At 53.0% G+C, this 24,677-nt stretch carries 17 protein-coding genes; 6 read left to right on the top strand and 11 right to left on the bottom strand.

Annotated features, from left to right (window positions below; all coding sequences use genetic code 11):
• Positions 1–50: 50 nt before the first annotated feature.
• Both Kalk_RS13695 and Kalk_RS13690 read left to right on the top strand, forming a co-directional pair.
• Positions 51–389, top strand: coding sequence for a PilZ domain-containing protein (locus Kalk_RS13695; protein ID WP_101894783.1), 339 nt, complete (start codon positions 51–53; stop codon positions 387–389).
• Positions 390–491: 102 nt separating this feature from the next.
• Positions 492–845, top strand: a complete 354-nt coding sequence (locus tag Kalk_RS13690; protein ID WP_101894782.1) for a hypothetical protein — start codon at positions 492–494, stop codon at positions 843–845.
• A gap of 65 nt (positions 846–910) precedes the next feature.
• Here the strand turns inward: Kalk_RS13690 and Kalk_RS13685 are convergent, their stop codons facing one another.
• The 6 genes from Kalk_RS13685 to Kalk_RS13660 all read right to left on the bottom strand — a co-directional run bounded on the left by Kalk_RS13685 (position 911) and on the right by Kalk_RS13660 (position 9,060).
• Positions 911–3,796, bottom strand: a complete 2,886-nt coding sequence (locus Kalk_RS13685) for a DUF349 domain-containing protein (protein ID WP_101894781.1) — start codon at positions 3,794–3,796, stop codon at positions 911–913.
• A 14-nt stretch (positions 3,797–3,810) separates the two neighbouring features.
• Complete coding sequence (locus tag Kalk_RS13680; RefSeq protein WP_101894780.1) at positions 3,811–4,302, bottom strand: dihydrofolate reductase; 492 nt, start codon at positions 4,300–4,302, stop codon at positions 3,811–3,813.
• Between the two features lie 9 nt (positions 4,303–4,311).
• A complete protein-coding gene (locus Kalk_RS13675; protein WP_101894779.1) occupies positions 4,312–5,145 on the bottom strand; it encodes a thymidylate synthase in 834 nt (277 codons plus the stop codon).
• 47 nt (positions 5,146–5,192) lie between these two features.
• Entirely contained in the window at positions 5,193–5,981 is a 789-nt protein-coding gene (gene lgt / locus Kalk_RS13670; RefSeq protein ID WP_101894778.1) for a prolipoprotein diacylglyceryl transferase, read from the bottom strand.
• A 201-nt stretch (positions 5,982–6,182) separates the two neighbouring features.
• Positions 6,183–8,489: a phosphoenolpyruvate--protein phosphotransferase gene (ptsP, locus tag Kalk_RS13665; protein ID WP_101894777.1), complete on the bottom strand. Its 2,307-nt coding sequence runs from the start codon at positions 8,487–8,489 to the stop codon at positions 6,183–6,185.
• A 43-nt stretch (positions 8,490–8,532) separates the two neighbouring features.
• Complete coding sequence (locus Kalk_RS13660) at positions 8,533–9,060, bottom strand: RNA pyrophosphohydrolase (protein ID WP_101894776.1); 528 nt, start codon at positions 9,058–9,060, stop codon at positions 8,533–8,535.
• Between the two features lie 235 nt (positions 9,061–9,295).
• Between Kalk_RS13660 and Kalk_RS13655 the strand changes: the two genes are divergently transcribed.
• A complete protein-coding gene (locus tag Kalk_RS13655) occupies positions 9,296–9,952 on the top strand; it encodes a histidinol-phosphatase (RefSeq protein ID WP_101894775.1) in 657 nt (218 codons plus the stop codon).
• Positions 9,931–10,965: an imelysin family protein gene (locus Kalk_RS13650; RefSeq protein WP_101894774.1), complete on the top strand. Its 1,035-nt coding sequence runs from the start codon at positions 9,931–9,933 to the stop codon at positions 10,963–10,965. Before Kalk_RS13655 ends, Kalk_RS13650 begins: the two co-directional genes overlap by 22 nt.
• On the opposite strand, the gene Kalk_RS13645 is transcribed toward Kalk_RS13650, so the two are convergent.
• Positions 10,949–12,154, bottom strand: a complete 1,206-nt coding sequence (locus Kalk_RS13645) for a class I SAM-dependent rRNA methyltransferase (protein ID WP_101894773.1) — start codon at positions 12,152–12,154, stop codon at positions 10,949–10,951. The two genes, Kalk_RS13650 and Kalk_RS13645, sit on opposite strands and share 17 nt — an antisense overlap.
• Before the next feature lie 95 nt (positions 12,155–12,249).
• Here Kalk_RS13645 and Kalk_RS13640 point away from each other — a divergent pair, with 95 nt between their 5' ends.
• A complete protein-coding gene (locus Kalk_RS13640; protein WP_101894772.1) occupies positions 12,250–13,140 on the top strand; it encodes an HDOD domain-containing protein in 891 nt (296 codons plus the stop codon).
• Positions 13,141–13,280: 140 nt separating this feature from the next.
• Positions 13,281–14,462 carry a hypothetical protein gene (locus Kalk_RS13635; protein WP_101894771.1) on the top strand — a complete coding sequence of 394 codons (1,182 nt, stop codon included), beginning with the start codon at positions 13,281–13,283 and terminating at the stop codon, positions 14,460–14,462.
• 40 nt (positions 14,463–14,502) lie between these two features.
• Here Kalk_RS13635 and Kalk_RS13630 read toward each other — a convergent pair whose 3' ends face one another.
• The 4 genes from Kalk_RS13630 to Kalk_RS13615 form a co-directional block, all read right to left on the bottom strand.
• Positions 14,503–16,341, bottom strand: a complete 1,839-nt coding sequence (locus tag Kalk_RS13630; protein WP_199767917.1) for a cation:proton antiporter — start codon at positions 16,339–16,341, stop codon at positions 14,503–14,505.
• Positions 16,342–16,403: 62 nt separating this feature from the next.
• The gene (locus Kalk_RS13625; protein ID WP_101894770.1) at positions 16,404–21,683 is read right to left on the bottom strand and encodes a DNA repair ATPase; all 5,280 of its coding nucleotides are present in this window, start codon (positions 21,681–21,683) and stop codon (positions 16,404–16,406) included.
• 63 nt (positions 21,684–21,746) lie between these two features.
• Complete coding sequence (locus tag Kalk_RS13620) at positions 21,747–23,834, bottom strand: flotillin family protein (RefSeq protein ID WP_101894769.1); 2,088 nt, start codon at positions 23,832–23,834, stop codon at positions 21,747–21,749.
• A 60-nt stretch (positions 23,835–23,894) separates the two neighbouring features.
• Positions 23,895–24,545, bottom strand: coding sequence for an OB-fold-containig protein (locus tag Kalk_RS13615; protein WP_101894768.1), 651 nt, complete (start codon positions 24,543–24,545; stop codon positions 23,895–23,897).
• Positions 24,546–24,677: the final 132 nt, after the last annotated feature.

The following is a 24,677-nucleotide window of genomic DNA, read 5'->3' as shown; positions in this document are numbered from 1 at the left end:
TATGCTTGAAGCTAAACGATCAATCAAAAAAAAGACAAAGAGAATTTGGTATGACCAGTTACGATGACCGCAGAAATGCCCCCCGCTCCCCCATCGAAGACACCCTCTTTATCGAGTCGGTGTCCTCCAGTCAGATCAGCATGGTGGAGCCCACCAAGGCCAATGCCATCAACGCCTCCAGCACTGGCCTGCAGGTAGAGTTGGATTTTGCGGTACTGCAGGGTGCAGAAATTGCCCTGTGGATTAACGCCGAAACCGGTGCCCGCACTCTGATCAGCGGCACAGTACGCTGGATTCAGTCCACCGAACGGGAGACCTATATCCTGGGAATTGAGCTGGATGAAGCCTCTGGCCCCGCCATCACTAACTGGTTGAATGGTATACACTAAACTCGGATACAGTATCCTTACCAAACGATACTTGCCACCGCCCCCCTCATTTGGTCACAATAGTCGAAACAACAACAACGATATGTACCAAGAGGGAGTTTCATGAAGACCCTAATAGCGTTTGCAACCGCAGCGGTTTTACTGGCCGGTTGCAGCAGTTCCGTAGTGGAGCCTCAGGACGACCCCATCGTCGCCGATCTAACGGGCAAACCGATCGCTTACGTGGAAAAGAAGCTGGGCCTGCCCAACAAGCGTAGCGAAACCCGTTCCGGAGCCATGATCTGGATCTATCTGGATAAGCAAAAAGGCATGGCCGCTAACGAATGTACCGTTACGTTGTCCATCCGCAACAACAAAATTGAAAACGTCGCCGTTGACCGGGATGCTCAATCCCTGCTGTCCATGGTCGGCAGCTCCTGCAAAACCATCCGCAAGAATTTGGGCGTTGCATCCTGATACACGCGCTGCCCTGATATAAACACCTTGATATAAACAAGGGGGCCTGGGCCCCCTTGCTTGCGTTAGCCTTTGGCTTTTTCCAGCACCGCAATAAAGCGCTTGCTAAAGCGTTCTCTATCGGCGGTCGCTACCGGGCCGATACCTGCCCACTCCACTTGCATCTGCTCAACCTGCTGATGGCTGCTCACCGCATCACCACGATGGGTCAGCCCATCGTTCAAACGGTTTATCTGCAACGCCATGCGCTTTTGCTGATCCTCGGCTGGGGAATCCACACCCACGGCAATCTCCAGCTTCAAACACAGCTCATGTAAACGCTCGGCATTCTCTGTCAGTTGATCCTGCGTGGGTACTTGGGCGCTTTTCAAGGCATTCACTACCGCATCATAACGGGCCTGGAGGACAGCCTCCGCACCGACGGGCATGGATTGCTCACTGTGCCATTCCGACTCCGGTGCCACACCGAACAAATCCCCCTGATTGGCCGTAACCAAAGAATCTTCCAGCTCGTCACAAATCGCCGCCCGACGCCACAATTCCTTAAAGCCCTGCTGGCGCAATGCTACTTCGGCTCCAACAATCGCCGCCTCGAACTGATCGCACACGGCCTGAAAGCGCGCTTTAATGACGTCCTGCTGGTCACGGGGAATAGGCCCCAAATCCTGATAGCGCTTGGTAAGCTGCCGGAACTCCTGGCGAGCACCCTTTACATCGCTGAGGTCGCTTTCAGCCAACTGCTCGATCTGTTCACACAGATGCTCACCGTGCACAAAGTTCTGGGCTCGCTCTTTCTGTACTTCTTCGCGCTGTTGATCACGGCGCTCAAACACCTTATCGCAGGCCGCCCGGAAGCGTTTCCAGAGGCGAGCGTCATCCCGCCGCGCCACCATGCCAACATTGCGCCAGTCACGCTGCAGCGATTTGGCCTGCTCGATAGCTTCCGCCAGGTTTTCGACCTCCAGCAAGGCATCCACCGCCTCAATCAGTTTTTCGCGTTTGACTCGATTGCGTTCGAACTCACCATGCAAACGATCCCGCAACTGATCCAGCAAACCGTTAAACTGATCCTGAACCTTTTTACCTTCTTTACGTTCCACTGGTGTGTAAAGCCGCCATTCGCTCTTGGCAGTGTTATACACCTCGTTCACGGCTTTCCAATCCGCGTTATCCCAATCGTACTGTTGCAAGTAGGCTTCAAGCTGGGCGCAGACGTTTTTGCGTTTATCCAGGTTGACCTGACGCACTTCAGAAAGCTTATCGAAATACCCACGGCAAGGTTCGTATGCTTGGTCGGCAGCCGCACTAAAGCGATCCCACAATTCCTTGTTGCGGCCTTTATCCGCCTCCCCCAGCCCACGCCACTCATCCTGCAGGCGACGAATTTTGGTCGACAGGGCCTGTGGGTCCATGTCCGTTCCTACCAGCGATTCCATTGCGCTAATCAATTCTTCTTTTTTCGGCGTGGCAACAAAACCCTGCCAGTCACGCAGCTCATTAACCTGCAAAGTGAGTTCACGCAATTTCTTTTGATAACCCGATGCTGCCTTGATCGGCAGGTGCTTGACCAATTGACTGGCTTCTTTCAACAACCGATTAGCCGGTTTCAGATGGCCCTGCTCGATTTCACTGCTCAGCTCGTTAAAAATCGACTTGATGTTGTTGATGGCATCGTCTTCCATCACCTTGGCTTTACTGCGTAAACGCTCAAAATGATCCAATGCCTGTTGGTGCAATTTCAGTGACTCCGGCCACGCCAATTCCTCCGGCCATTTCAGATCACCCAACGCCTTTTCCAACTGGCGCTGCTTGGTTTGCAATGTCGCCATGGTGGCCTCTTCCAAACCCAATACCGCTGTGGCTGCATTGCGTATGGCTTCATCGTGCTCACCCAGTTTACGCACAGCATCCAGCGCGCGCTGCAGCAAACCATGTATGCGTGTAAAGCGTTTACGCTCATCGGCGGCAGGCTCGACCACACCGGCGGCTTCTTCCCAGCGGGTTTTTTGTGTATTCAGCAGCGCTTGCAACGCCGGTATGTCACTGGGCTGCAACACGGCGATGGAGCTTAACTGGCGCACAGCCTCTTCCAGCTGCTCGCAGGCGGCCATACGCTCTTGCAAGGCTTCACGTTGCTGTTTGGTCTCTTCCGCCAGACGATCCTGTTCGTTACTGATGTCGTCGATGGTGGCCTTGCACAATGCATAGGCACGATTAAAGCGGTGGATGGTTTCGTTGTCAGCGTGATGCTGCATGCGCTGCCATTGTTTCTGGAAATGTTCCAGCTTGGGGCCATATAGATTGTCATAGGGCAACCGGGACAGCATTTCCAGATTCTGGCACAGTTCGGCCAACTGCTGTTCAATAGAGGCTTCCTGCTGTTGCTCTTCCCGCAGGGCGTTGAGCTTATCCTTACAGATACGCCACACGCTTTTATCCTTACCTTTGCTGGCTTTCACCACCCGCTCCAGCACGTCTTCTGCCTGCAGCTTTGCGGCGGCGGTCTGGCGCATCAAGGCCAAGGGCAGTTTCACAGCGTAACCTTCCAGCAGCGCCTCATCACTGATTTTGCTGATCGCCAGACAACCCAGATCCGCATTTTCGGTTTGTTCAACGATGGCCGCCAGGGCGTGGCCATCCAACTCAAGCACCATATCGCGCACAACGGGATCAATACCGCCACCGCTCTCGGCCAGCACGGCAATCAAATGTTCAATGGCAGCAAAACGGACACTGCCGTCTTTTTCCTGCTTGATCAGGTTAAGCAGCTTGTCGCGCTGGGGGATTCTTTTGATAGCGGCCAGACGCACTTCATTTTCCACATCCCCTTTTGCCATCAGCTCCAGAATATGGAAATCGTGATCATCACTCAGATTCAGATTTTGCAGTGCCTGGATGCGCACTTGAGGTTTAGCACTTTGCCACTTGGGCTTGAATAGATTTTTGAACATGTCGTATCGTCGCGTTAGTTACGTTGATAGGTCACAATGCTGTAGGCAATTGCAGAATCGGCATCGGCAGGCACATCTTCACGCTGTGTTTCCTGCCAATCGCCGGGGTTAAGTTCGGGGAAAAAGGTGTCGCCCTCTGGAGAACAATGCACTTCGGTAATATACAGGCGCTGCACCCGATCCAGCGCCTGCCGATAAATTTCTGCGCCGCCGATGATCACCACCTCATCGCCCTCGGTCAGGCTGGCCGCTGTCTCGATGGCCGCATCCAGCGACTGCACGCCATAGCAGTTTTCAGGCAATGCCAATTCACTGCGACTGATCACAACATGGGGTCGGCCCGGCAACACACGCCCAAGGGAATCAAAGGTTTTGCGGCCCATGATAATAGGCTTACCCATGGTGCGGGCCTTAAAATATTTAAGCTCCGCCGGTATGTGCCAGGGCATTTTATTGTCACGGCCAATAACACCGTTGTCGGCTTTTGCCACGATCAGAGAAATCATGAAACCCTCTTAAATTGCAATAGGAGCTTTGATAAGAGGATGGGGGTCGTACCCCACCAGTTCAAAATCCTCGTAGACAAAATCAAACAACGATTTCACATTCGGATTGATTTTCATCACCGGCAGCGGACGCGGCTCCCGCGACAGCTGCAAGTCAGCCTGCTCTACATGATTCAGGTATAGATGAACGTCGCCAAAGGTATGCACAAAATCACCCGGCTCCAGGCCGCACACCTGCGCCATCATCAACGTCAGCAGCGAATACGATGCGATATTAAAGGGTACACCCAAAAACACGTCACCACTGCGCTGATACAACTGGCAGGAAAGCTTGCCATCCGCCACATAGAACTGGAACAGACAATGACAGGGAGGCAGCGCCTGTTTACCTTCGGCCGCATTTTGTTTGGGTGATTTGGTGACGTCCGGCAACACCGCCGGGTTCCATGCGCTCAACACCAAACGCCGTGAATCAGGGTTGCTTTTGATTTCATCAACCAGTAGCGCCAGTTGATCCACTGTGCGCTGATCATGGGTTTCCCAGCTGCGCCACTGTTTGCCATATACAGGCCCCAGCTCGCCATGCTCATCCGCCCATTCATCCCAAATGGAAACACCGTTTTCCTTCAGGTAGGCAATATTGGTATCGCCGCGGATGAACCACAACAATTCGTGAATGATGGATTTTAAGTGGGTCTTCTTGGTGGTCACCAAAGGAAACCCGTCCGCCAGATTGAATCGCATCTGGTGGCCGAACAGGCTGATGGTGCCGGTACCGGTTCGATCGCTTTTGGTCACGCCGTTATCTTTAATATGGCGCAGAAGATCTAGATACTGTTTCATGATGAAATTCGATTAAATTCCGTTATGAGTAAGTTACATAAAGTGCGCTAGGCCGCTTTGTTTCTGCCGTAGGCCATATACAGCAACGACAGCCCCAGAAAAATCATCGGCAAGGAAAGTATCTGGCCCATGGTCATCCAGTTGAGCGCCACAAAGCCTATATGTCCGTCGGGCTGGCGCACAAATTCCACCCCGAAACGGAACAGGCCGTAGAACAACGCAAACATGCCGGACACGGCATAACGGGGCCTGGGCTTGGCCGAGAAGAACCATAGTATGCAGAATAATGTCAGGCCTTCCAATCCTGCCTGATAGAGTTGGGAGGGGTGTCGTGGCAGGTTATCGATGTGCGGAAACACCATGCCCCAGGGTAAATCCGTGGTGCGCCCCACCAGTTCGCCGCCGATAAAGTTGCCAATGCGGCCTGCGCCCAGCCCAAGCGGAACAATGGGGGCACCAAAGTCCAGAATGTCCCACATGCTTTTGCCGGTTTTGCGACCAAACAACCACATGGCGAACATCACACCCAGAAAGCCGCCATGGAACGACATCCCGCCTTTCCAGACCTGAATCAAAATCAGGGGATCGTTCAGAAACGCGGTAAAGTTATAGAAGAACACATAGCCGAAACGACCACCCAGAATCACGCCGAGAGCGCCGTAAAAAATAAGATCGCTGACCTGCTCGGTGGTCCAGCCGGAACCAAGCCGACGCGCCCGGCGAGTGAGCAACCAGTATCCTGAGGCAAAGCCGAACAGATACATGATGCCGTACCAGCGTACACTTAATGGACCCAACTGGATCGCTACCGGATCAATCTCCGGATACATCAACATTGAGGGATTCCTTTTCAGTCTAAAGTTTTATCAAATTAGGGTATGGGCATTATATGTTCATCTGCCACCGGCCCAGTCCGGTGCGCTGCAGGGGCCACTAGTGTACACCAAATCCGGCAAATACTGGGACACAACTGAAGACCAAGCGGACATTGTCATCCCGCTTTATTGAAGGGCAATTGTGGTGATGGAGCGACCGGTTCAGGCCTGGGCCGCTGCTTCGCTGGTGGGGGTGTTCTGAAACACGGTAGGGCGGATGAAACTGCCCAACCCGGCACGATCGAGCATCAAATCCACGTGACTTTTGATCACTGCCGCGTTATCCATTTTCCAGACCTGCTCCAGCAGCTCCTGTGCGGCAGCCAGACTGATCTTGCGCAGCACCCATTTAACCCTCAGCAAACTGGTGGCGCTCATGCTCAGGGTTTCATAGCCCATGGCCATCAATAACACCGCCGAGCGCGGATCACCGGCCATCTCGCCGCAGATGGACACAGGGGTGCCCTCGGCCTTGGCCTCGTCAATAATGTGCTTCAGGGCTCGCAGCACTGAGGGGTGAAATGCCTGATACAGGCTGGCCACCCGACGGTTGTTACGATCCACCGCCAGCAGATACTGGGTGAGGTCATTGCTGCCCACCGAAAGAAAGTCACATTGCTGCACGAAATCCTTGATCTGGTAGACCGCCGCCGGAACCTCAATCATGACGCCCACCTCAGGCATCTGCACGTGGGCACCCTCTTCCAGCACTTCCAGATAGGCTCGGTGGATCAGGTGCATGGCTTCGTCGATCTCCATCACCGAGCTCACCATGGGCAGCATAATGCGCAGATTGTCGAGGCTCTCACTGGCCCACAGCATGGCGCGAATCTGCACCAGAAAGATTTCCGGATGATCCAGCGTAACCCGAATGCCGCGCCAACCCAGGAAGGGGTTGTCTTCCTGAATGGGGAAATAGGGCAGGGATTTGTCACCGCCAATATCCAGGGTGCGCATCGTCACCGGAGCAGGATAAAAGGCTTCCAGCTGCTGCCGGTAAATCTCCATCTGTTCCAGTTCGGACGGAAAGCGATCCCGCACCATAAAGGGTATCTCGGTGCGATACAGGCCAACCCCTTCGGCACCCCGCTGCAAAGAAATGTTCACATCAGCCATCAAACCGGTGTTCACAAACATATTGATGCGGTGGCCATCGAGGGTTTCACAGGGCAGATCAGTAACCGATTCCAGCTCTTTGGAAAGCTCTTCCTGTTCGCTGATAATGGCTCGATACTGGCGCACTACCTCCTGATTGGGCTCAATGATCACCTCACCGCGATGACCATCCACAATCAGGTTGAGCCCTTCCAGACGGGACAGCGGGAAATCACCCACCCCCACCACTGTAGGAATGCCCAACGAGCGGGCCACAATAGACATATGGCTGTTGCTGGAACCGTGCAGAGAGACAATACCGGCGATACGCTCCCGGGGAATATCAACAAATATTGTAGGGGTAATATCCTCCCCCACTACGATGGCTTGATCCGGGATCGGTGCGTTTAGGGTTTTGGCCTCTTGCAGATAGGCCAGGATACGCAGACCCAGATCCTTAACGTCGGACGCCCGGGCCCGCAAATAGGAATCTTCCATAGCCTCAAACGCGGCGACGTGCTTCATGACCACTTCACGCAAAGCGCCCTGCACCCAATTGCCCGCTTGCACATGGGCACGGATCTCGCCTGCCAGCGCATTGTCATCCAGCATGCGCTCATAGACCTGGAACAGGGCCTGTTCTTCCGGGGGCAAGGTGAGGGAGGCTTTTTCGCTGAGGGCACGAATATCCATGCGCACTTTTTTCAAGGCGTCATTAAAAGCGCCCAGCTCTTTGCGAATGTTCTTTACTGCGCGGTCAGGCACAGATTTGAATTCTGCGGGCGGGTAGACCACAAAGGCCTTACCAATGGCAACCCCGATGCAGCCAACGACACCATCAAACTTGGTGGTTACATTGCCCAGCCCACCGCCAAATATGCCGTCGATGGCACCGGTAGCTTCGGCATGGGCCACCACCGCCGCCAACTGGGCCGAGATGGTGACCAGAAAGGCTTCTTCTTGTTGATCAAAGCGACGACTGTCCCGCTGCTGCACCACGATAACGCCCAGCAGTTTGCGGTGATGAATTATGGGCACACCCAGAAATGAGTGAAACGGTTCCTCTCCGGTTTCCTGCAGATAGCGAAACTTGGGGTGGCTGGGGGCATCATCCAGGTTAATGGGCTCTTCACGCATACCCACCTGCCCCACCAGACCCTCGGAGAAATGCAGGGTTGCGGTACCCACTGCCTCCTTGTTGAGGCCTTCGGTGGCCATCAGCACATAGCGATTAATCGTGTGATCAAGCAGATATATGGAGCACACTTCTGTGCCCATGGAAAGACGTACCCGAGTCACCATCACACTGAGGGCAGAGGACAAGTCAGGGGCGGCGTTCACCTCCTGCACGATACGTCTTAAGGTTTCCAGCATAGAAAAGCTCTCGCAGCCGACTATCTATTAAGTAAGTGCCCGGTTACTGATTTCTTATTGTTTTGGCGTTGGCCTTACTATCACACGCTTCCACCGCTATAGCATGCAGGGATGGCGCCAACTCTTTCAGTGCCTTGCGGTAAACCTCGCGTTTGAATGACACCACCTGATTAAGGGGATACCAGTAGCTCACCCAACGCCAGCCATCAAACTCAGGCGGATCACCATGCTCAAAACTGACCTGGCTCTCGCAGCCTGTCAGCATCAACAAAAACCACTTTTGTTTCTGGCCAATGCACAGCGGCTTGCTGCGATACCGCAGAAAGCGCTTGGGCAAACGGTAGCGTAGCCAACCCTGGGTGGAGCTGACTATCCGTACGTCCTCGGGTTTTAAACCGATTTCCTCACGTAGCTCCCGGTAGAGCGCCTGCTCTGGCGTTTCATCCACCGAGATACCACCTTGAGGAAACTGCCACGCATCCTGTCCAACCCGCCGGGCCCAAAGCACCTGCCCATGCGCGTTAGCCAGAATGATCCCGACATTCGGCCTGAATCCGTCCTCATCAATCACGTTAATGGTTCCAAATCTTCACTAGGATTATAAATACCCTAGTCTGCCCGATCGCACAACTGGGTTTACCGCACCCCGTGCAATAACATTACAATTCAATTTCTTATTACTATAGAACTATTTATTTGATTTTTCTAAACTTTTAATTGTTTGAGCGGGCCTGCCTCGTTTTCCCTGTCGCGGCGACCTGATAAACTTGCCCGCAACTTTCATTATGTATACGAAGTGAACAGACATGAGCCTGGCGATTTTCGATTTAGACAACACTCTGCTGAACGGTGACAGTGACCACGCCTGGGGCGAGTTTATGGTGAAAAAAGGCATCGTGGATGAATCGTTTTACCGTACGCAGAACGATCATTTTTATGAACTTTATAAGCAGAGCAAGCTGGATATCATGGAATATCTGACCTTCGCCCTAAAGCCGCTGACTCGCTTTTCCCTGGATGAGCTGTCCACCCTGCACGCGGAGTTCATGCACACCGTTATCGCACCCATGCGCCTGCCCAAGGCCGATGCCCTGCTGCAACACCATCGCCAACAAGGTGACTACCTGTTAATCATCACGGCCACCAACGGCTTTGTTACCCAGCCCATAGCCAAAGCCCTGGGCGTAGACGACATCCTCGCCACCGACCCTGAAATCAAAGGGGATGCATACACCGGTGGAATTGTGGGCACGCCTTGCTATCAAGACGGCAAAGTCACCCGGCTGAACCAATGGTTACAGCAGACCCGGCAGAACCTGGAGAACAGCTATTTTTACAGCGACTCCATCAACGATCTCCCCCTGCTGCAAGCAGTGACTCACCCGGTGGTGGTGGATGGCGATGAACGCCTGACCGCAGAAGCCCAACAACGAGGCTGGCCATGCATATCCCTGCGCGACTAACGCTGCACCTGGCCACAGCCAGCCTGACTACAGCCTTACTGTTCAGCGCCGGTTGCGATGATCCGGCGCCTGCGCCCAAGGCCGAAACACAGCCCAGCGTCAGCGCGCCTGCCCCCAAACTGGCCAGTCCGGAAGAACTGGCTGAGCTGAAGAAATTCCAACGGCGCACAGCAGAGCTGTTACAGGGGTTGTCCGAGTGCAGCAATACCCTGACCACCATGGGCCAGCAGTTTTTGCAGCAACCAGACCCAGCCAACCTCGACACACTCAAAACCCAATGGCAGGCCTGCTTTGAGCTTTACTCCGCCAGCACCCTGCTGACAGGGTATACCGCGCAGCAACAGCAAAGCCTGCAGCAACTGCGCGCCAACCTGGGCAATGAACTGCCCATGCCAGGGTTCATCGACAGCGTACAAGGCTATCCACATAGCGGCATTGTGAATGATGCCAGCCTGCCTCTGGACGCCGCCAACCTAAGGGAACAACACGGCCTCACCGACGATGCAGATGTCAGCATTGGCTTTCATGTGGTGGCCTTTCTTCTGTGGGGAGAGCAACGACAAAACCCGCAACTGCCTCCACGCCCGGCAACCGATTATCTTGAAGTGAAAAACTGGGAGGACAGCAATACCGATCTACCCGTGGCAGAACACCCGAACAACCGCAGGCGACGCCTCCTGACCCTGACCCTCCAATTACTGGCAGAAGACAGTCAGGCTCTATTGCAACAGTGGCAGGAAGCCCCCGCCCCCAATGACAGCAGCGCTATTGCTGTATGGCGTCGGCAACAGATCCGGGCATTCATCGCCGGGCTGGACACGCAACCGGACAACACCCAGCTATCCAGCCATATCCAAAGCTGGCTGGCGGATCAGGTGATTCCCGGCAGCGCAGCAACCGCAGATTCAGAGCAGGAGGAAAGCAGTGGCGACATGGCACCAGAGCCCGCTGCCGACGACGCGCGCCAGCAGCTTTCCCGCGCCCTTAATCGCCTGCTTACAGAGCAGGGTTAACCCGGAAGAACAACGCTTTCAGATAGTGCGTTTCCGGTATGGCCGGATGCACCGGATGATCTGGCCCCTGCGTGCCGCGATACACCAGCTGCGCATGACGATCCACATGGCGGGCTGCCCCGCGCACGGTATCCAGCAGAGTCTCCTCCGGTAAGTGCATGGAACAGGATGCCGACACCAGAATGCCATCCCGCTCCAGCAGACGCAGCGCCAAACCATTGAGCTTACTGTACGCATTAAGACCGCTTTTGAAATCCTTCTTGCGCTTGATAAAGGCAGGTGGGTCCACCACGATCACATCGAACTTCTCTTCCTGCTCCAGCAAGGCCCGCAATACGTCGAACGCATTGCCCTCATAGCTGGTCACATTCTCCGCCACGCCCTGACGCTCGGCATTGGCCTGTAGCTGATCCAGCGCCGCTTCCGAGGCGTCGATGGCCGTCAGGGATGCCGCCCCGGCTGCCATGGCTTGCAGCCCCCAGCCGCCCACATACGAGAACACATCCAGCACCCGCTTGCCTTTTACCCAACGGGTAAGCTCGCGGCGGCTTTCCCGATGATCATAGAACCAGCCTGTTTTTTGACCAGACTCAGACGCCACCTGAAAGGCCAGCCCGTTTTCCACCACATCGATCTGCTGCGGCCATTCCCCCGCCGCCACCACGACCTCCAGCGGCAAGCCCTCTTGCTCACGCTGCGCACTGTCGTTACGCCACAGCACCGCCTTGGGTTTCAGCACCGCCTCCAACGCCGCCAGAAGAGGCGCCTTCAAGCGCTCCATGCCCGCGGTATTCAGTTGCGCTACCAGATAATCACCAAAACGGTCCACCACCAGCCCCGACAGACCATCACTATCCCCATACACCAAACGGTAATACGGTTGATCATAGGCACGCTCCCGCAGAGCCAGCGCCTGCTGCAAGCGAAACTCCAGAAAGCGCTGATCAAGGCTTCGCTTCGCATCCCGGGTCAACAAACGACCACAAATCAACGAATGTGGATTCACATAACCTCGCCCCAACGGCTTGCCGGACGCCTCTTCAAACAGCACCTCCAGCCCCGCCTCCAACCCTTGCAACGGGGTTACGGCAGTATCCACTTCATTACTGTAGATCCACAAATGGCCGCTTTTGATACGGCGTTCTTCCTTTGATTTCAAACGGATACGGGGCAGGTTGGAATCGGACACAGGCAGGGCTCCACAGGTAGGAATAAGGCAACTGGAGCATCAATATCCGGCTGCTACACTCATAAATAACGATCTTGGGCGCGAATTATACCCAAATGAACCCAACACCCATACTAGACGACGAACACATCACCAAAATACTGCAGGGGATCACCGTACCCCCGCAGCCACAGGTGATCGTGGACATCCACATGGAACAGGCCATGCCCAATCCTGACATCCAGCGCATCGGCAAGCTTATCAGCCAGGATGTGGGGCTATCGGGCACCATTTTGAAGGTCGTAAACTCCGACCTGTTCGGCCTCAAAAACCGCATGACCTCCATCGAACAGGCGGTACAGATTCTGGGCCTGCAATCCATCATTCGCATCATGGAAGGCCTCTCCATCAAGAGCGAAATGAACGACGAAACCATCGTCGCCCTGGGCAGCTTCTGGGACAGCGCCATGGATATCGCCTCGGTGGCCGCCACCATCGCCCGCGCCATCGGCTATCAATCACCCGACCGCGCCTACTGCCTCGGTCTGTTCCACAACTGCGGCGTACCCCTGCTGTACCGGGCCCACGCCAACTATCAGGCCGTACTGGAGGAATCCTACGCCAACCCCAGCCCACGAGTAATCGACACAGAAAACACACAACTGCGCACCAACCATGCCGTGGTAGGTTATTTTGTCGCCAAATCGTGGTCATTACCCGCCGACCTATGCGAAGTCATCGCAGAGCACCACAGCGTCGAGAACATCTTCCGCAACCAGGCCGCCAGCTACGATCACGGAAAAAAAACCCTTATGGCCATTCTGAAAATGTCTGAACACATCTGCCGGTTACACCAAACCCTCGGCAATCAGGAAGTAGATCATGAATGGGACGCCATCGGCACCGACTTGTTGGCCTACGTCGGCCTCAGTGACCTGGATTACGACGACATTACGGCCCAAATGGAGAACATCGGCATCAGCGGATCAGGTTATTACGACCATTAAAACCTGAGACAGACCACTGATAGGTTAATACACATTCTGTTGCCAATTGCTCTTCTCCTAACCAGCCAGCTTCGGTAGACTCTCCCGGCTGTTAAAACACCCTTTTTTTACCTCTTTTTATCCACTGTCCGGAGAATGGCATGTTTCGTGATTCAACGCGGATTAGTAAACAAGGCGTTGCCATCCAATCCCTCATCACCGCCCTGATGCTTGGCCTGTTATTTAGCACAACCAGCCAGGCCGCCCTGATCGGCGCCACCAGCGCCCCCAAACAGGCACGAGTGCCGGTGGAAGAAGGTCGCACCCTACAGATTCATTGGGTGATCTCCACCACCTCAGCCCACAGCACCGGTGCCTTTTCCGCCCAAGGCACCCTCAAAGATGCCGCCACCAGCACCGTACTGAAAACACTGACCACCCCTTTCAACAAAACCGAAGGGGCAGGCCCGCTCTACTTTGACGAACCCCTCACCATCACAGCAGAAGAAGCCACCGAGTGGCTGAAGTTAGGCTACCGCCAGCTGGAATACACCCGCCAGTTCAGCACCGGCAGCGAACGCCCCACCACCAGCGAAGCCAAAGTAATAATCAAACTGGGCAACAAAAACGCAAACGCCTCATTCAGTGGCCTCGAAACCGCCCTGGCAATCCACAACCTGCAACTCAGTTACAAACCTCAGCGTTTTCGCAGCCAAATCAATGCCGGGCTGCCCCTGCAGGCGCAGCTGAGTGTGGCTTATTCCGGTAACGGTGAATTAAAAGGCAGCTGGCAACTGGCAGCACTGGACGAAAGCAACGGTAAGCTACAGTTCAAGGAATTGGCTCAGGTGAGCAAAATACTGCGTTCTGGCGGCCGCGACTGGTTACTGAGCCCGCAACTGCCCACCGTTACGGCGGGGCGATACACCCTGCGCTTCTGTCAATTGCAGACCCTCAACGCAACCAGCAGCGAAAACCTGTGCCCAAACCCACAACAAAGTGCGTCCATTGAATACCAAGTGATCACCGAGGAAGCCTCAGCACCGCCAGAAGCCGCACCCGCCACACTGGCTGCCACCACCCAACTGAACTGGAAAGCAACAGAAGGTGCCGTAGTGTATGAGCTGACACTGACTCAACACAGTGGCCAAGCCAGCATCACCTCTGCGGAATACATAGGGCGGTTACTGATACCGGGCCAAACCCATCGCACCACGCTGTCGCCGCAACTGTTAGATCGACTGCTGCCGGGTAACAGCTACGAATGGCAGGTAAAAGCGCTGGATAAACACGGCGACCTGATTCACCAAACCCCACCTGCGCGCTTCGTATTCATGCCTTAGCGCACTCCCATTCGGTGAGCCACCACAGCGCCTAACCCGATTACGCTTTGGTGGCCTCCTGTTTCTTCTCTTCAGCCTTTTCCACCGCCTTAATCAAGGCCACGATTTTGGAGCCAGCAGGCACCTGTTCTGCCGTCGGCAGCCCAGACAGGATCGTTAACCGTTTACGCGCGTCAATAACAAACATGGGAATGGCATTACTCCCATACTTTTCCTGATAGTTTTCGAACGTGAACTCTTCACTGATATTCGTGGTTCGCATCTCAGCCCCCTGAGCGATCAGGCTGGCCAACTTACTGAACGTGGCATCCTCTGAAAACAGCGCAATACCCAACAAATCATCGGATACCTGCTCCCGTTCACTTTTACGCTGACTGGCCTGACTGGGTAACGCATACACTCGCTTCTTACCAAATTCCCGCACATAGCGCTGCACCGCCAAAACATTAAGGTCATCATTTTGAGATACCCCCATCATGCGGCCAATGCCCACCAAATCCAGCTCCTTCTCCGCCAAACGTGACACAGGATTACCGTGAAACACTTTCAAACCATCCATGCGCGCCTGCTTCACATTGTTACGATAATTGTCCGCCAGCATCACATCGAAACCATTCTTTTTCAGCTCACGGGCAATGGTACGGGACACCACACTGGCACCAATAAATAACAACCCCTGGGGAGCCTGCTCGATCACACCCAGCCATTTTGCCAAGGGCTTGGCCGTCAGGCTCTGAAACACCACCGTGCCAATGATCACCACGAAAGTCAGGTTCACCAGCAAATCGGCATTGTCGTAGCCCAGCTGAGACAGACGCAGCGCAAACAACGCCGACACCGCTGCCGCGATGATGCCGCGCGGGCCAATCCAGGCAATCAGGGTTTTCTCCTGCCAGGTAATCGAGGTGCCCATGGTAGCCGTGATGATTTTCAACGGCCTGGCGATAAAATGCACAAACCCCAAAATAGCCAGCGCCTGCCAACTCAGCATTGCCAGATCATTCAGATCCACCCGTGCCGCCAAAATAATAAACAAGCCGGAAATCAGCAAAATACTTAGGCTTTCTTTAAAATCCAGGATGTTCTCTGTTTCCACACCGCGCATGTTTGCCAGCCAGATACCCATGATGGTCACCGCCAGCAAGCCAGACTCATGCTCCAGCGTGTCCGAGGCAGCAAATACCGCGATGACAGAAGTCAGAATAAACACATTATGGAGGAAAGCAGGAATAACCTCGTTGCGCAGTAACCAGCCACAGACATAACCAGCACCACAGCCCAACGCCACACCAATCGCAAGAATCTTGGAGAACACCAGAATAACGGCCAACCACTCATTACCGCCGGTTGATTGCGCCACAATGAAGTTAAACACCAATACCGCCAGCAAAGCCCCCAGCGGATCAATCAGTATACTTTCCCAACGCAGAATATTGGTGATGCGGGCATTCGGGCGCACCGATCGCAGCATAGGCACAATCACCGTAGGGCCGGTCACCACCACCATCGCCCCAAACAGCAAAGACAGATGCCAATTAATGTCCAACAACCAACCGGTAAACACCGAGATACTGACCCAGCTGACCACAAACCCGACGCTGAGAATACGCCAGACCACCGTCTCCATACCCTGAATTTCCTTGAACTTCAGAGTCAGGCTGCCCTCAAACAAAATAACGGCAACCGCCATGGATACCATCGGGAACAGCATTTCGCCAAACAACATATCCGGGTTAAGCCACCCGCTCACCGGACCCGCAACGATACCGGTCAACAACAGGAACAAAATGGCGGGCATTCTTAAACGCCACGCCACCCATTGACACACCAGCCCTAATACACCCACCAGGGCAAAACTGAACACCAAAGAACTTTCCACCGGCAATTCTCATATCTAACGTGGATCGACCACTCTACTGGAAAGCGCCTACCTAAACCAGACTAATCCAGTTTTGGTACTTGCCTCTCGCCCGATGACGCTCTGGTCGTATGTTTGAGTCGTAACATACTGGCCTCCAGCCCTCGTAACTGATCAAGTATGGCACCCATTTTGTTATGGGTTTTCAGATCCAGATCTATTTTCCCATCCATGGCTTTCACCAACGGAAAAATGCTGCCTTCCAGCGCATCGGCCATGCCTTTTAACAACAAATCCAGGCCTGGCACGGGCTGGTTCACCACTTCCACCTGGTAATTCATTTTGCCCATCGCCTCGGCTATCGATTGCAACGATTGATGCAACGCAGCAGCATCATTGTTGGCTGCTTGCTTGCTGTCCGCGCTGCGCTGATCAATCAATGCGGCGGCGGCCTTTTCAATACCCTGAGCCATCGCATTCAATTGCGACACCACACGCACACCCACGTCTGCATCATCACCACCGATCTGCTTTAAGCGACGGAATTCCTGCTTGATCTGCTCCCAACGGGCAACCTCTTCAGCATTTAAAACACCGCGCAACTCTTTCAACTTCAAAAGATTGGCTTCGGTGCCGGTAGTCAGCAGCTGAGCCTCACCAAGATAGTGATCGCTCAACAAGGATTCCAATTCGCCGTCGGTCATTACCGGCGTCACCTTCTCGGCCAGCTTGTTCATGTTGCGATAACTGCCCTGCAGCTTAAACGCAGGCTCGGTGCGGAATCGCTCATCCTGGGCGGCGGACTCTATGTACTGCTGATTCACTTTCAACACCACTTTTTGCACCTGAAACAGCTTCCTCAACGTCTCCACGATCTCCCTGCTTTCTGCCGCAGAATAAGGATGCTTAAAATCTGATTCGTTGACCGCCCTGCCTTTTGCCATATCCACAAACAAATAGAAATCGGCAAGGTCGCGACTGGCCAATGGGGCAAGTACAGCGTTAGATGTCATACTGTTTTCAATATAACTCAGCGCGAACACCTCCTCGGTGCCACTCAATACATCACCCAGGTTATATATATCCGCGCGGTTGGCCAGCATATCTGGAATTTTGAACAGTTCTCCACTTTCCGTATATGGATTACCTGCCATCACCACGCAGAATTTTTTGCCTCGCATATCATAGGTTTTCGTTTGCCCTTTCCATACACCTTCAATACGACGAGTGCCATCGCACAGGGAAATAAACTTCTGTAAAAACTCGGGGTTGGTATGCTGAATATCATCAAGATACAGCATCACATTATTGCCCATCTCCAAGCCAAGGTTGAGCTTTTCCAGCTCCTGCCGGGCCGTTGCATTCGGTGCCTGCTGCGGATCCAATGAATCCACATCATGACCCAAAGAAGGACAGTTGATCTTCATAAATATCAGGCCAAGCCGGTTAGCCACGTATTCCATCAACGTCGTTTTACCGTAACCGGGCGGCGAGATCATCATCAACAGCCCCATCAAATCAGAGCGCTTTTTATCCCCGACTGTACCCATCTGTTTAGCCAGGTTATCTCCGATAAGGGGCAAGTAGGACTGATTAATCAATTTATTGCGCACGAACGAGGAAAGCGGTCGCGCTTTAAACTGATCCAGCCGCAAACGTGATTTTTCCTGCTCAACACAATCATGACGCAACGCCAAATAACGCTGATAGGCAGGCACCACCTCCGCCTGATGATGTTCAAGCCGCAGCAAAAACTCATCCAGCCTCAGATTCAACACACCATTGTCGATACGGTTGTGAGACGACAGCAAGCCATCAATGCCGAGCGCCAAGTTCAACTCTCTCGACTTCCAAGGCAATCGACTGCCCACTAAAATACGCGCCACAGCCTCAGGTACATAGGGGAGCAGGCTTTGGTCGGCTTGCTGCTGCAACCAGGCGTTGAGCCAACCTTCAATATAGCGCCAGCCTTTACCGGGCTCTTGCTGAAGTGCTCGCAGGTTTTCTTCAAACACAGAATGGGCGTTGGCATTGTCCAAAGCACGCTGCAGGTTTTCCATCAAAGTCTGACTGGCACGGGTCGCAACAAACTCTGGTACAGGCCGCGCCAATTCCAGAATAAGATAACGGGCGCTACGCTGGGCAAAATTTTCGCCAGTTTCGCATCTATTTGCATCCAAAAAGCTCGACAGCTGTTCCGCCACCTCTGCCAACAGTTCTGAAAATGCACTGTCACTGGCAAATAACGTCGACATCTGCACTGCTGATTGTGCTCGCAGTGTCCAGCTCTTCAGTTCAGTCTGCTTCTGGCTCTCTGCCCAAAACAAAGTAGCCCAACCACGTGCCAGCGGATCAAACCGCAACAGCTCCGCCAACTCGTATTGCGGCAACAGACTTTCCAGCACCAACGCAGCATCATGATCGTGTATGCCGCGCTCATATCCTTCTTTGTAGCGGGGTTCGGCGTAGCCGCGCAAAACCTCCACCAGCCGCTCCCGATCATTACGGATCTGCATCAGCTCAGCCATAGAGAAGCCTGCGGAATTACGTTCAGCCGCCATCAAAACTGAATAGACCAAGTACTCCGCCCGACACACCTGCTCTGACTCAGACGGCATCGCCATGGCCCAATAGGGTTTAGTGCCGACCAATCCGGGTTCTTCACATTGTTCGTAAAAATCCGTGCCCGACAAATGAAAATGCAACCCCTCTCCTCGAGGCAACAAGGTCAGGTCCAGCTCTTGAGTGTTCACGCTGAAGCGATGGCGCGGCCCCAGCTTGATCACCCTGCCATCATCTTCAAAAATATCAGACTTATCCCGCAACGAGCGTACTGCCTGATCCTTAACGCCTTTAAGCTGAGCATCCACATCATCTGCTTTAACGGCATCATCCAACTGACGCAATTGCTCAGATAGCTGCTTCAACTTATTCAACAATGGATCGGAGCTGAAGAACGTGTTCAGCTCTTCTTCAGACTTGAATTTCTGGCTGCGTTTACGCACACCGTCAACAATACGCTTGGCCGCATCATACAAGGTTTGCGCACGACGCTGCTGCTCATCCAGCAGCCCCTGCTTGTGGGCTTCGAAGCTTTCGAATATCTCTTCGCGCTTTTCAAGAATATCTGTCAGGAATTCATCGTACTCGCCAAACTGACTCTCCAACTCCTGTAGTTGGTTCATCAACTTTGCTAACTGCTCATCGCAACGATCCGGTGAGGTTGCCATGCTGAGGCCACTGGTAAGACTTTGCGACAGCAGTTTAAACTGAGCAGAAAACTGGGCCAAAGCCTCGTTGTAGCCCAAACCTTTAAGTTTGTTTTGAGTGCGCGCCCGCGCCTGATTCAAATGCGCAAACAGGCTTGAAATACGCTCAATAATAGCGGTACGGGTAGTGGCCTCGGCAGAGGTAATACCACTGACCGTTTCTGTCAACGCATCCAAGCCTTCACTGAGACTTTCCAGCTTTTCCTGCAGCGGCATCAGCTCCGACTTGACCTGCGTCGCTTGAACGGATTTTTCCAAACGTTTCAGATCATCATAGAATGGATCAAGCGAATCATCCTGGGCCAGGAATTCAATGGTGCGCTCGGCGATAAACCCTTGCTTGTTCATGAGCTTGCCATCCAGCTCATGAATACGTACCTGATCGATATAACGATACTCTAAAATCGTGAGCAAATGCCCGCGCAATTTTCGAATATCCATCATAGCGGTCATATACGGCTGCGGCACCGTCCAGCCATCCGGTTGCAACTGTTTGATCAGATCAGCAACAGACTGCTCGGCCTGCAACAATGCCTGCTGCGAGCTTTTTCGAATACTCTGAACTTTTTCATACTCATCCAGCACCAACTCGCCGGATTCGATGATGGACTTTAATACGCCGTGAACATCCGTAAGGCTTTTGTCCGATAGCCAGTGATACTGGTCGAACAAACGCGACGCGTATTTGCACAATTCAAGGTAATGGGCAGATGCTGCCTCAGGGTTGCGAATCAGCTGCACAACACTGAACAAATCGGATATACCACGCACCAGCTCGGCATTACCAATACGACCAAAGAAACTTTGCGACTGCTGGGCCTGACTGGCATGCACATCACTAAAGAACGGAGATTGCCAGATTTGCATAGGGTGCACGCGGGTCGGCTCATCATCAGCAGAGAACACCACCATGCGACCATCCTCAAAAAGCCCATAGCCGTGGCCATAAACTGGATTACGCAATGATTTTTCAATCATGTTGTAAGGATAAAGGGCGACTACACCCTGCTCAGCCTGGTAATACACATAGAGCACATCTTCCCCATTGGGAGAGCGAATTACCCGACGAAAGCGCAGCCCATAGAGAGGCTCATCAAAGGTCTTATAGTCGCCAGTTTGCAAATAGTAACCGCCCGGAAAAACAATGCCATGATCCTCTGGCAACTGCTGACAGCTGTCACCGATAGCATCAATGCGCACCACGCTGTTATTCAGGCGATTAAATACCAAATGCCGCCACGCTTCTTCTTGATAGGGTTTGATGCGCAGCAGTATCAACTGCCCTATTTCCGCAAAATAAAAATCAGCATCGTCCAGGGATTGGTTTACATCTTCCACCGGCTCAGAATAGATACCCTGACCGCTGCGGGTGTTGTTCTCTACTTTAATGGTCAGATCGCCGTGAATGGTGTCTACAAAAATCGTGTCCAAAACATTGATATGAGGATGACGGCCATCCACCATCAGCTCCCTGCTCACCTCTTGCCATTCGAAATCCCAGGCCGGCGGCAACTCAATATCGCGCTCACCACGGTTATCAATGTACTCTATTGTTTTACCATCGGCCGATACCGACCAACGAAACACCCGGATATCGGTATCACGTTCACCGATCTGAAACGCTGCCAGCAGGCGTCCATCCTTTACTCGCAACTGAGTTAGAAACGTGTTTTTGTAATAGGTGTAAAGCTCGTTAAAGTCCGACACAAACCGGGCATCACCTAAGAAAGTCGACTCTGTCGCCACTGGCTCCATATCCAGCGACCCGTCTCCTTCCACCAGCCGATAAAGCGAAAACACATCCTCCACCGAGGTGGTCTGTTTCAGGCCAATAAAAACGTTGTAGCCAAACAGCAAATAGTCTCCGGCACGCACAATATCCCGCGCTACACAGTTGTTTTCGGTACGTACCCGTGTACGACCGATCACATTGAGCTCGGTGGAGCCGAATTCGTCCATGCGCTGTTGGTTTATCTGTGTAGCCAGTGCCTCTAACTGACTACCCTGATCAATCAATCGGTTACGGATGACTTCATAAGCGGAGCCCTGAGAAACCGCCGACTCGACCTGCTGTTCAGATGCTGTTTGACTCACTGTCACTTACTGACCCTCAACATTCCTGTTTAGGGGGCGTTCACCCCCAATGTTTCCTATGCATTACGCTTCTTTATCAACTGCCACATCCGGTGCAGTTGCAACGGGTTGCTCTCCGCCCCCCAGACTCATCAGCTTACTTAACGCCTGCTGTACTACAGGGCTCTTACCAGACACCGCGTTAATCGCATTACCTACCGACAGCGCCTTGGCAAAGCTATTGAAGTAATCCCCTTCGCCACCAACAATCTCGATCTTGGCTTTAGACAACGCTGCAGACAGCACATCCGCTTGCTCTTTAGCGATATCTTTATTGGCCGCAATTGTTGCCATGACTTCCTCGAAGGCCAGCTCCAGACGCATACGCAGCTCTTCAAACTCACGAGCTTCCGGGCTCATGTTGTTCATCGCATCGAACTTATCGGTCAGGCCTTCTGCTTCTGCACGGGCTTTCTCACGAATAATCTCTGCTGCTGCCAAACCTTTCTCACGCTCAGCGATTGCGGCAGCGCGACCGATGGCTTCATCACCGGTGGCCTGGGCAGTTAACTTGCCTTCCATAACCTTCACTTCGGTCATGCCGATTTCCTTCTCACCGCGCGCTTTCGCAGCCAGTTTTTCTTCCAGCACATGAGCATCAGCCAAGCCTTGCTTCTCGTTGGCCGCAGCCTGCTCTTCGATCACACGGGCACGTGCAATGCCTTGCGCCTGATCAGCATTAGCCTTGGCAATACCTTCTTTCTCCAATGCCACCGCCTTGGCTTCCTGCACTCTGGCCGCAGCCAATCCAGAAGCCGCTTCTTCGGCCTGAGTGCCTTCAGCGCGCTTGATCTGGGCCTCAGCCTGCTTGGCAGCCGCTTCCAGCTCCGCCTGAGCAATGACATTGATCTCTTTAGCGCGATGCGTGGCCATCAATTCTTCGGCCTCAGCTTTCTTAACATGCTTCACCAGATCTTCTTGAGCATCTGCCTCCGCATCCAAAACCTTCACCTGCTTGGAACGCTCTGCCTCAGAGATAGTGCGCACGTCTTTAATGCGTTCTTCCTCTTCCGCCACTTTCTTTTCAACCGCAATACGTTCACTGATGGTATTGGCGATTATCTTACGTTCTTCTTCCAGCGCTTTTTCTTTCTCAATGGTTTGCAGTTCAACTTCACGTTCACGATTCACCACTTCCAGCTGACGTGCTTTTTCAACTTTCTCGTGCTCGATAGCCACTGCACGCTCGCGATTCTTACCCGCGATTTCTACCTGGCGGCATTTGTTTTCTTCTGCTATTTGAATGGATTCCTCCGCAGAAATACGCGCCGATTCCGCTTTCTGACGCTCTTCTTCTTTAACTTTGAGTGTTTCAGCCTGTTCGCGGGCGCGGATGCTTTCTACTTCGCGCTGCTGCTTGGCTTCGGCATCGGACTGTTGGCGCTCCAGTTCCAGCATGGCCTCTCTGGTGGACACATTTTTGCGCTTGATCTCAAGTTCTTCATCACGCTCCAGACGATTGGTTTCAACATTCTGGGTGGCGGTGATTTCGGTAATCCGACGAATACCTTCGGAGTCGAGGATATTGTAAGGATCCAGTGCGGATTTCGGAGTCTGCTCAAGATAATCAATTGCCACGTCTTCCAATACGTAGCCGTTAAGATCTTCACCGATGACTTCTATAATGCGATCACGGAACTGAATTCTGTTTTCAAACAGTTCCAGAAAATCCATCTTCTTGCCCACGGTTTTCAGGGCCTCTGAGAATTTGGCATTGAATAGCTCATTAACAGCATCTTTGCTGGAGGCTCGCTCAACCCCTACCGCTTTCGCAACTTTCAGCACATCCTGAGCGGTTTCATTCACGCGCAGATAGAATGCTACATTGATATCCGCTCGCAGGTTATCTTTACAGATCAAGCCATCTTTGCCACGACGATCAATCTCTAATGTGATCACCGATATCTTCATGATCTCCCGGCGGTGAATGACCGGTAAAACCATCGCACCTGTAAAATACACCTTAGGCGTAGATGACATGTCGTTTACAATCAGCGCCTTGCCCTGATCTACCTTGATATAGAATGCCTTGAATAGGGATAACAGCCCCACCAAAACCAGCAGAATAAAGCCCACCACCGTTAGAACAGGCATGATGATTGATAGATCCATAGCTTCCGTACCTCTATTAGAATTAACGACTAAATCAGAACTAATAATTAAAAATGAATGTTATTTTTTAAACTCATGCTCCGGAACAACCCAATAGGTATTGTCCTCGGGCCGATGTTCGATCAACACCACAGCATCACCCCGCTTGAGCCCGGCATCAGCCTTGGCGCGAATCCGCAGAATCAGACTGGCACCATCCAGATCCACAGCCGCCTCGCCGAATGCCTCGTCTACGCGGGTTGAACGCACGTTGCAAGTACGCCCCAGCAGTACTTTCTCCGGTGGTGGCGTGTATGCTTTTTTAAACAAAGGCTTCAAAGGTTTGATCAATTGCGCGGTAACCGGTATCGATACCGCGATAGCCAACGGCACCACCGCCGTACCTACCAAATACCCCATCAGGGAGCCAGGCTCCCAAAAAAAGAACAAATGCACCACAAAGTAGCTGACCAACCAAGCCAACAGCGACAACAAGGTAACGACCACCGTCACAGGCACGCCGGTCAGCCCCAAGGTTACCAACAGCCCCGCCAAACCAGTTAACCCTTCCAGATCAACATCCACATCCGCATCAACATCCATGTCCAGATCCAGCACATCAATATCGATCATTCCGAGGATGGCGAAAAACCAGTATACCGCCAACACCAGCAACAAAACCGTAAAGAAAACAGTAGGATAGTGAAAAATATTAGCAAAGAACGCTTCCATGTTACTCCCCAACAGAAGACATAATATGTCAAGTTAGACTTTTCGACATATTATGTCAATATTTGTATTGTTATACCTTTCTATACTTGCTTGCTATAGAGAGACCGAACAATAGCAAGCTTTTAGGCCCTT

It is taken from the genome of Ketobacter alkanivorans (assembly GCF_002863865.1).
GTDB classification, from domain to species: Bacteria; Pseudomonadota; Gammaproteobacteria; order Pseudomonadales; family Ketobacteraceae; genus Ketobacter; species Ketobacter alkanivorans.
This window is presented reverse-complemented; position numbering and strand designations above follow the sequence as displayed.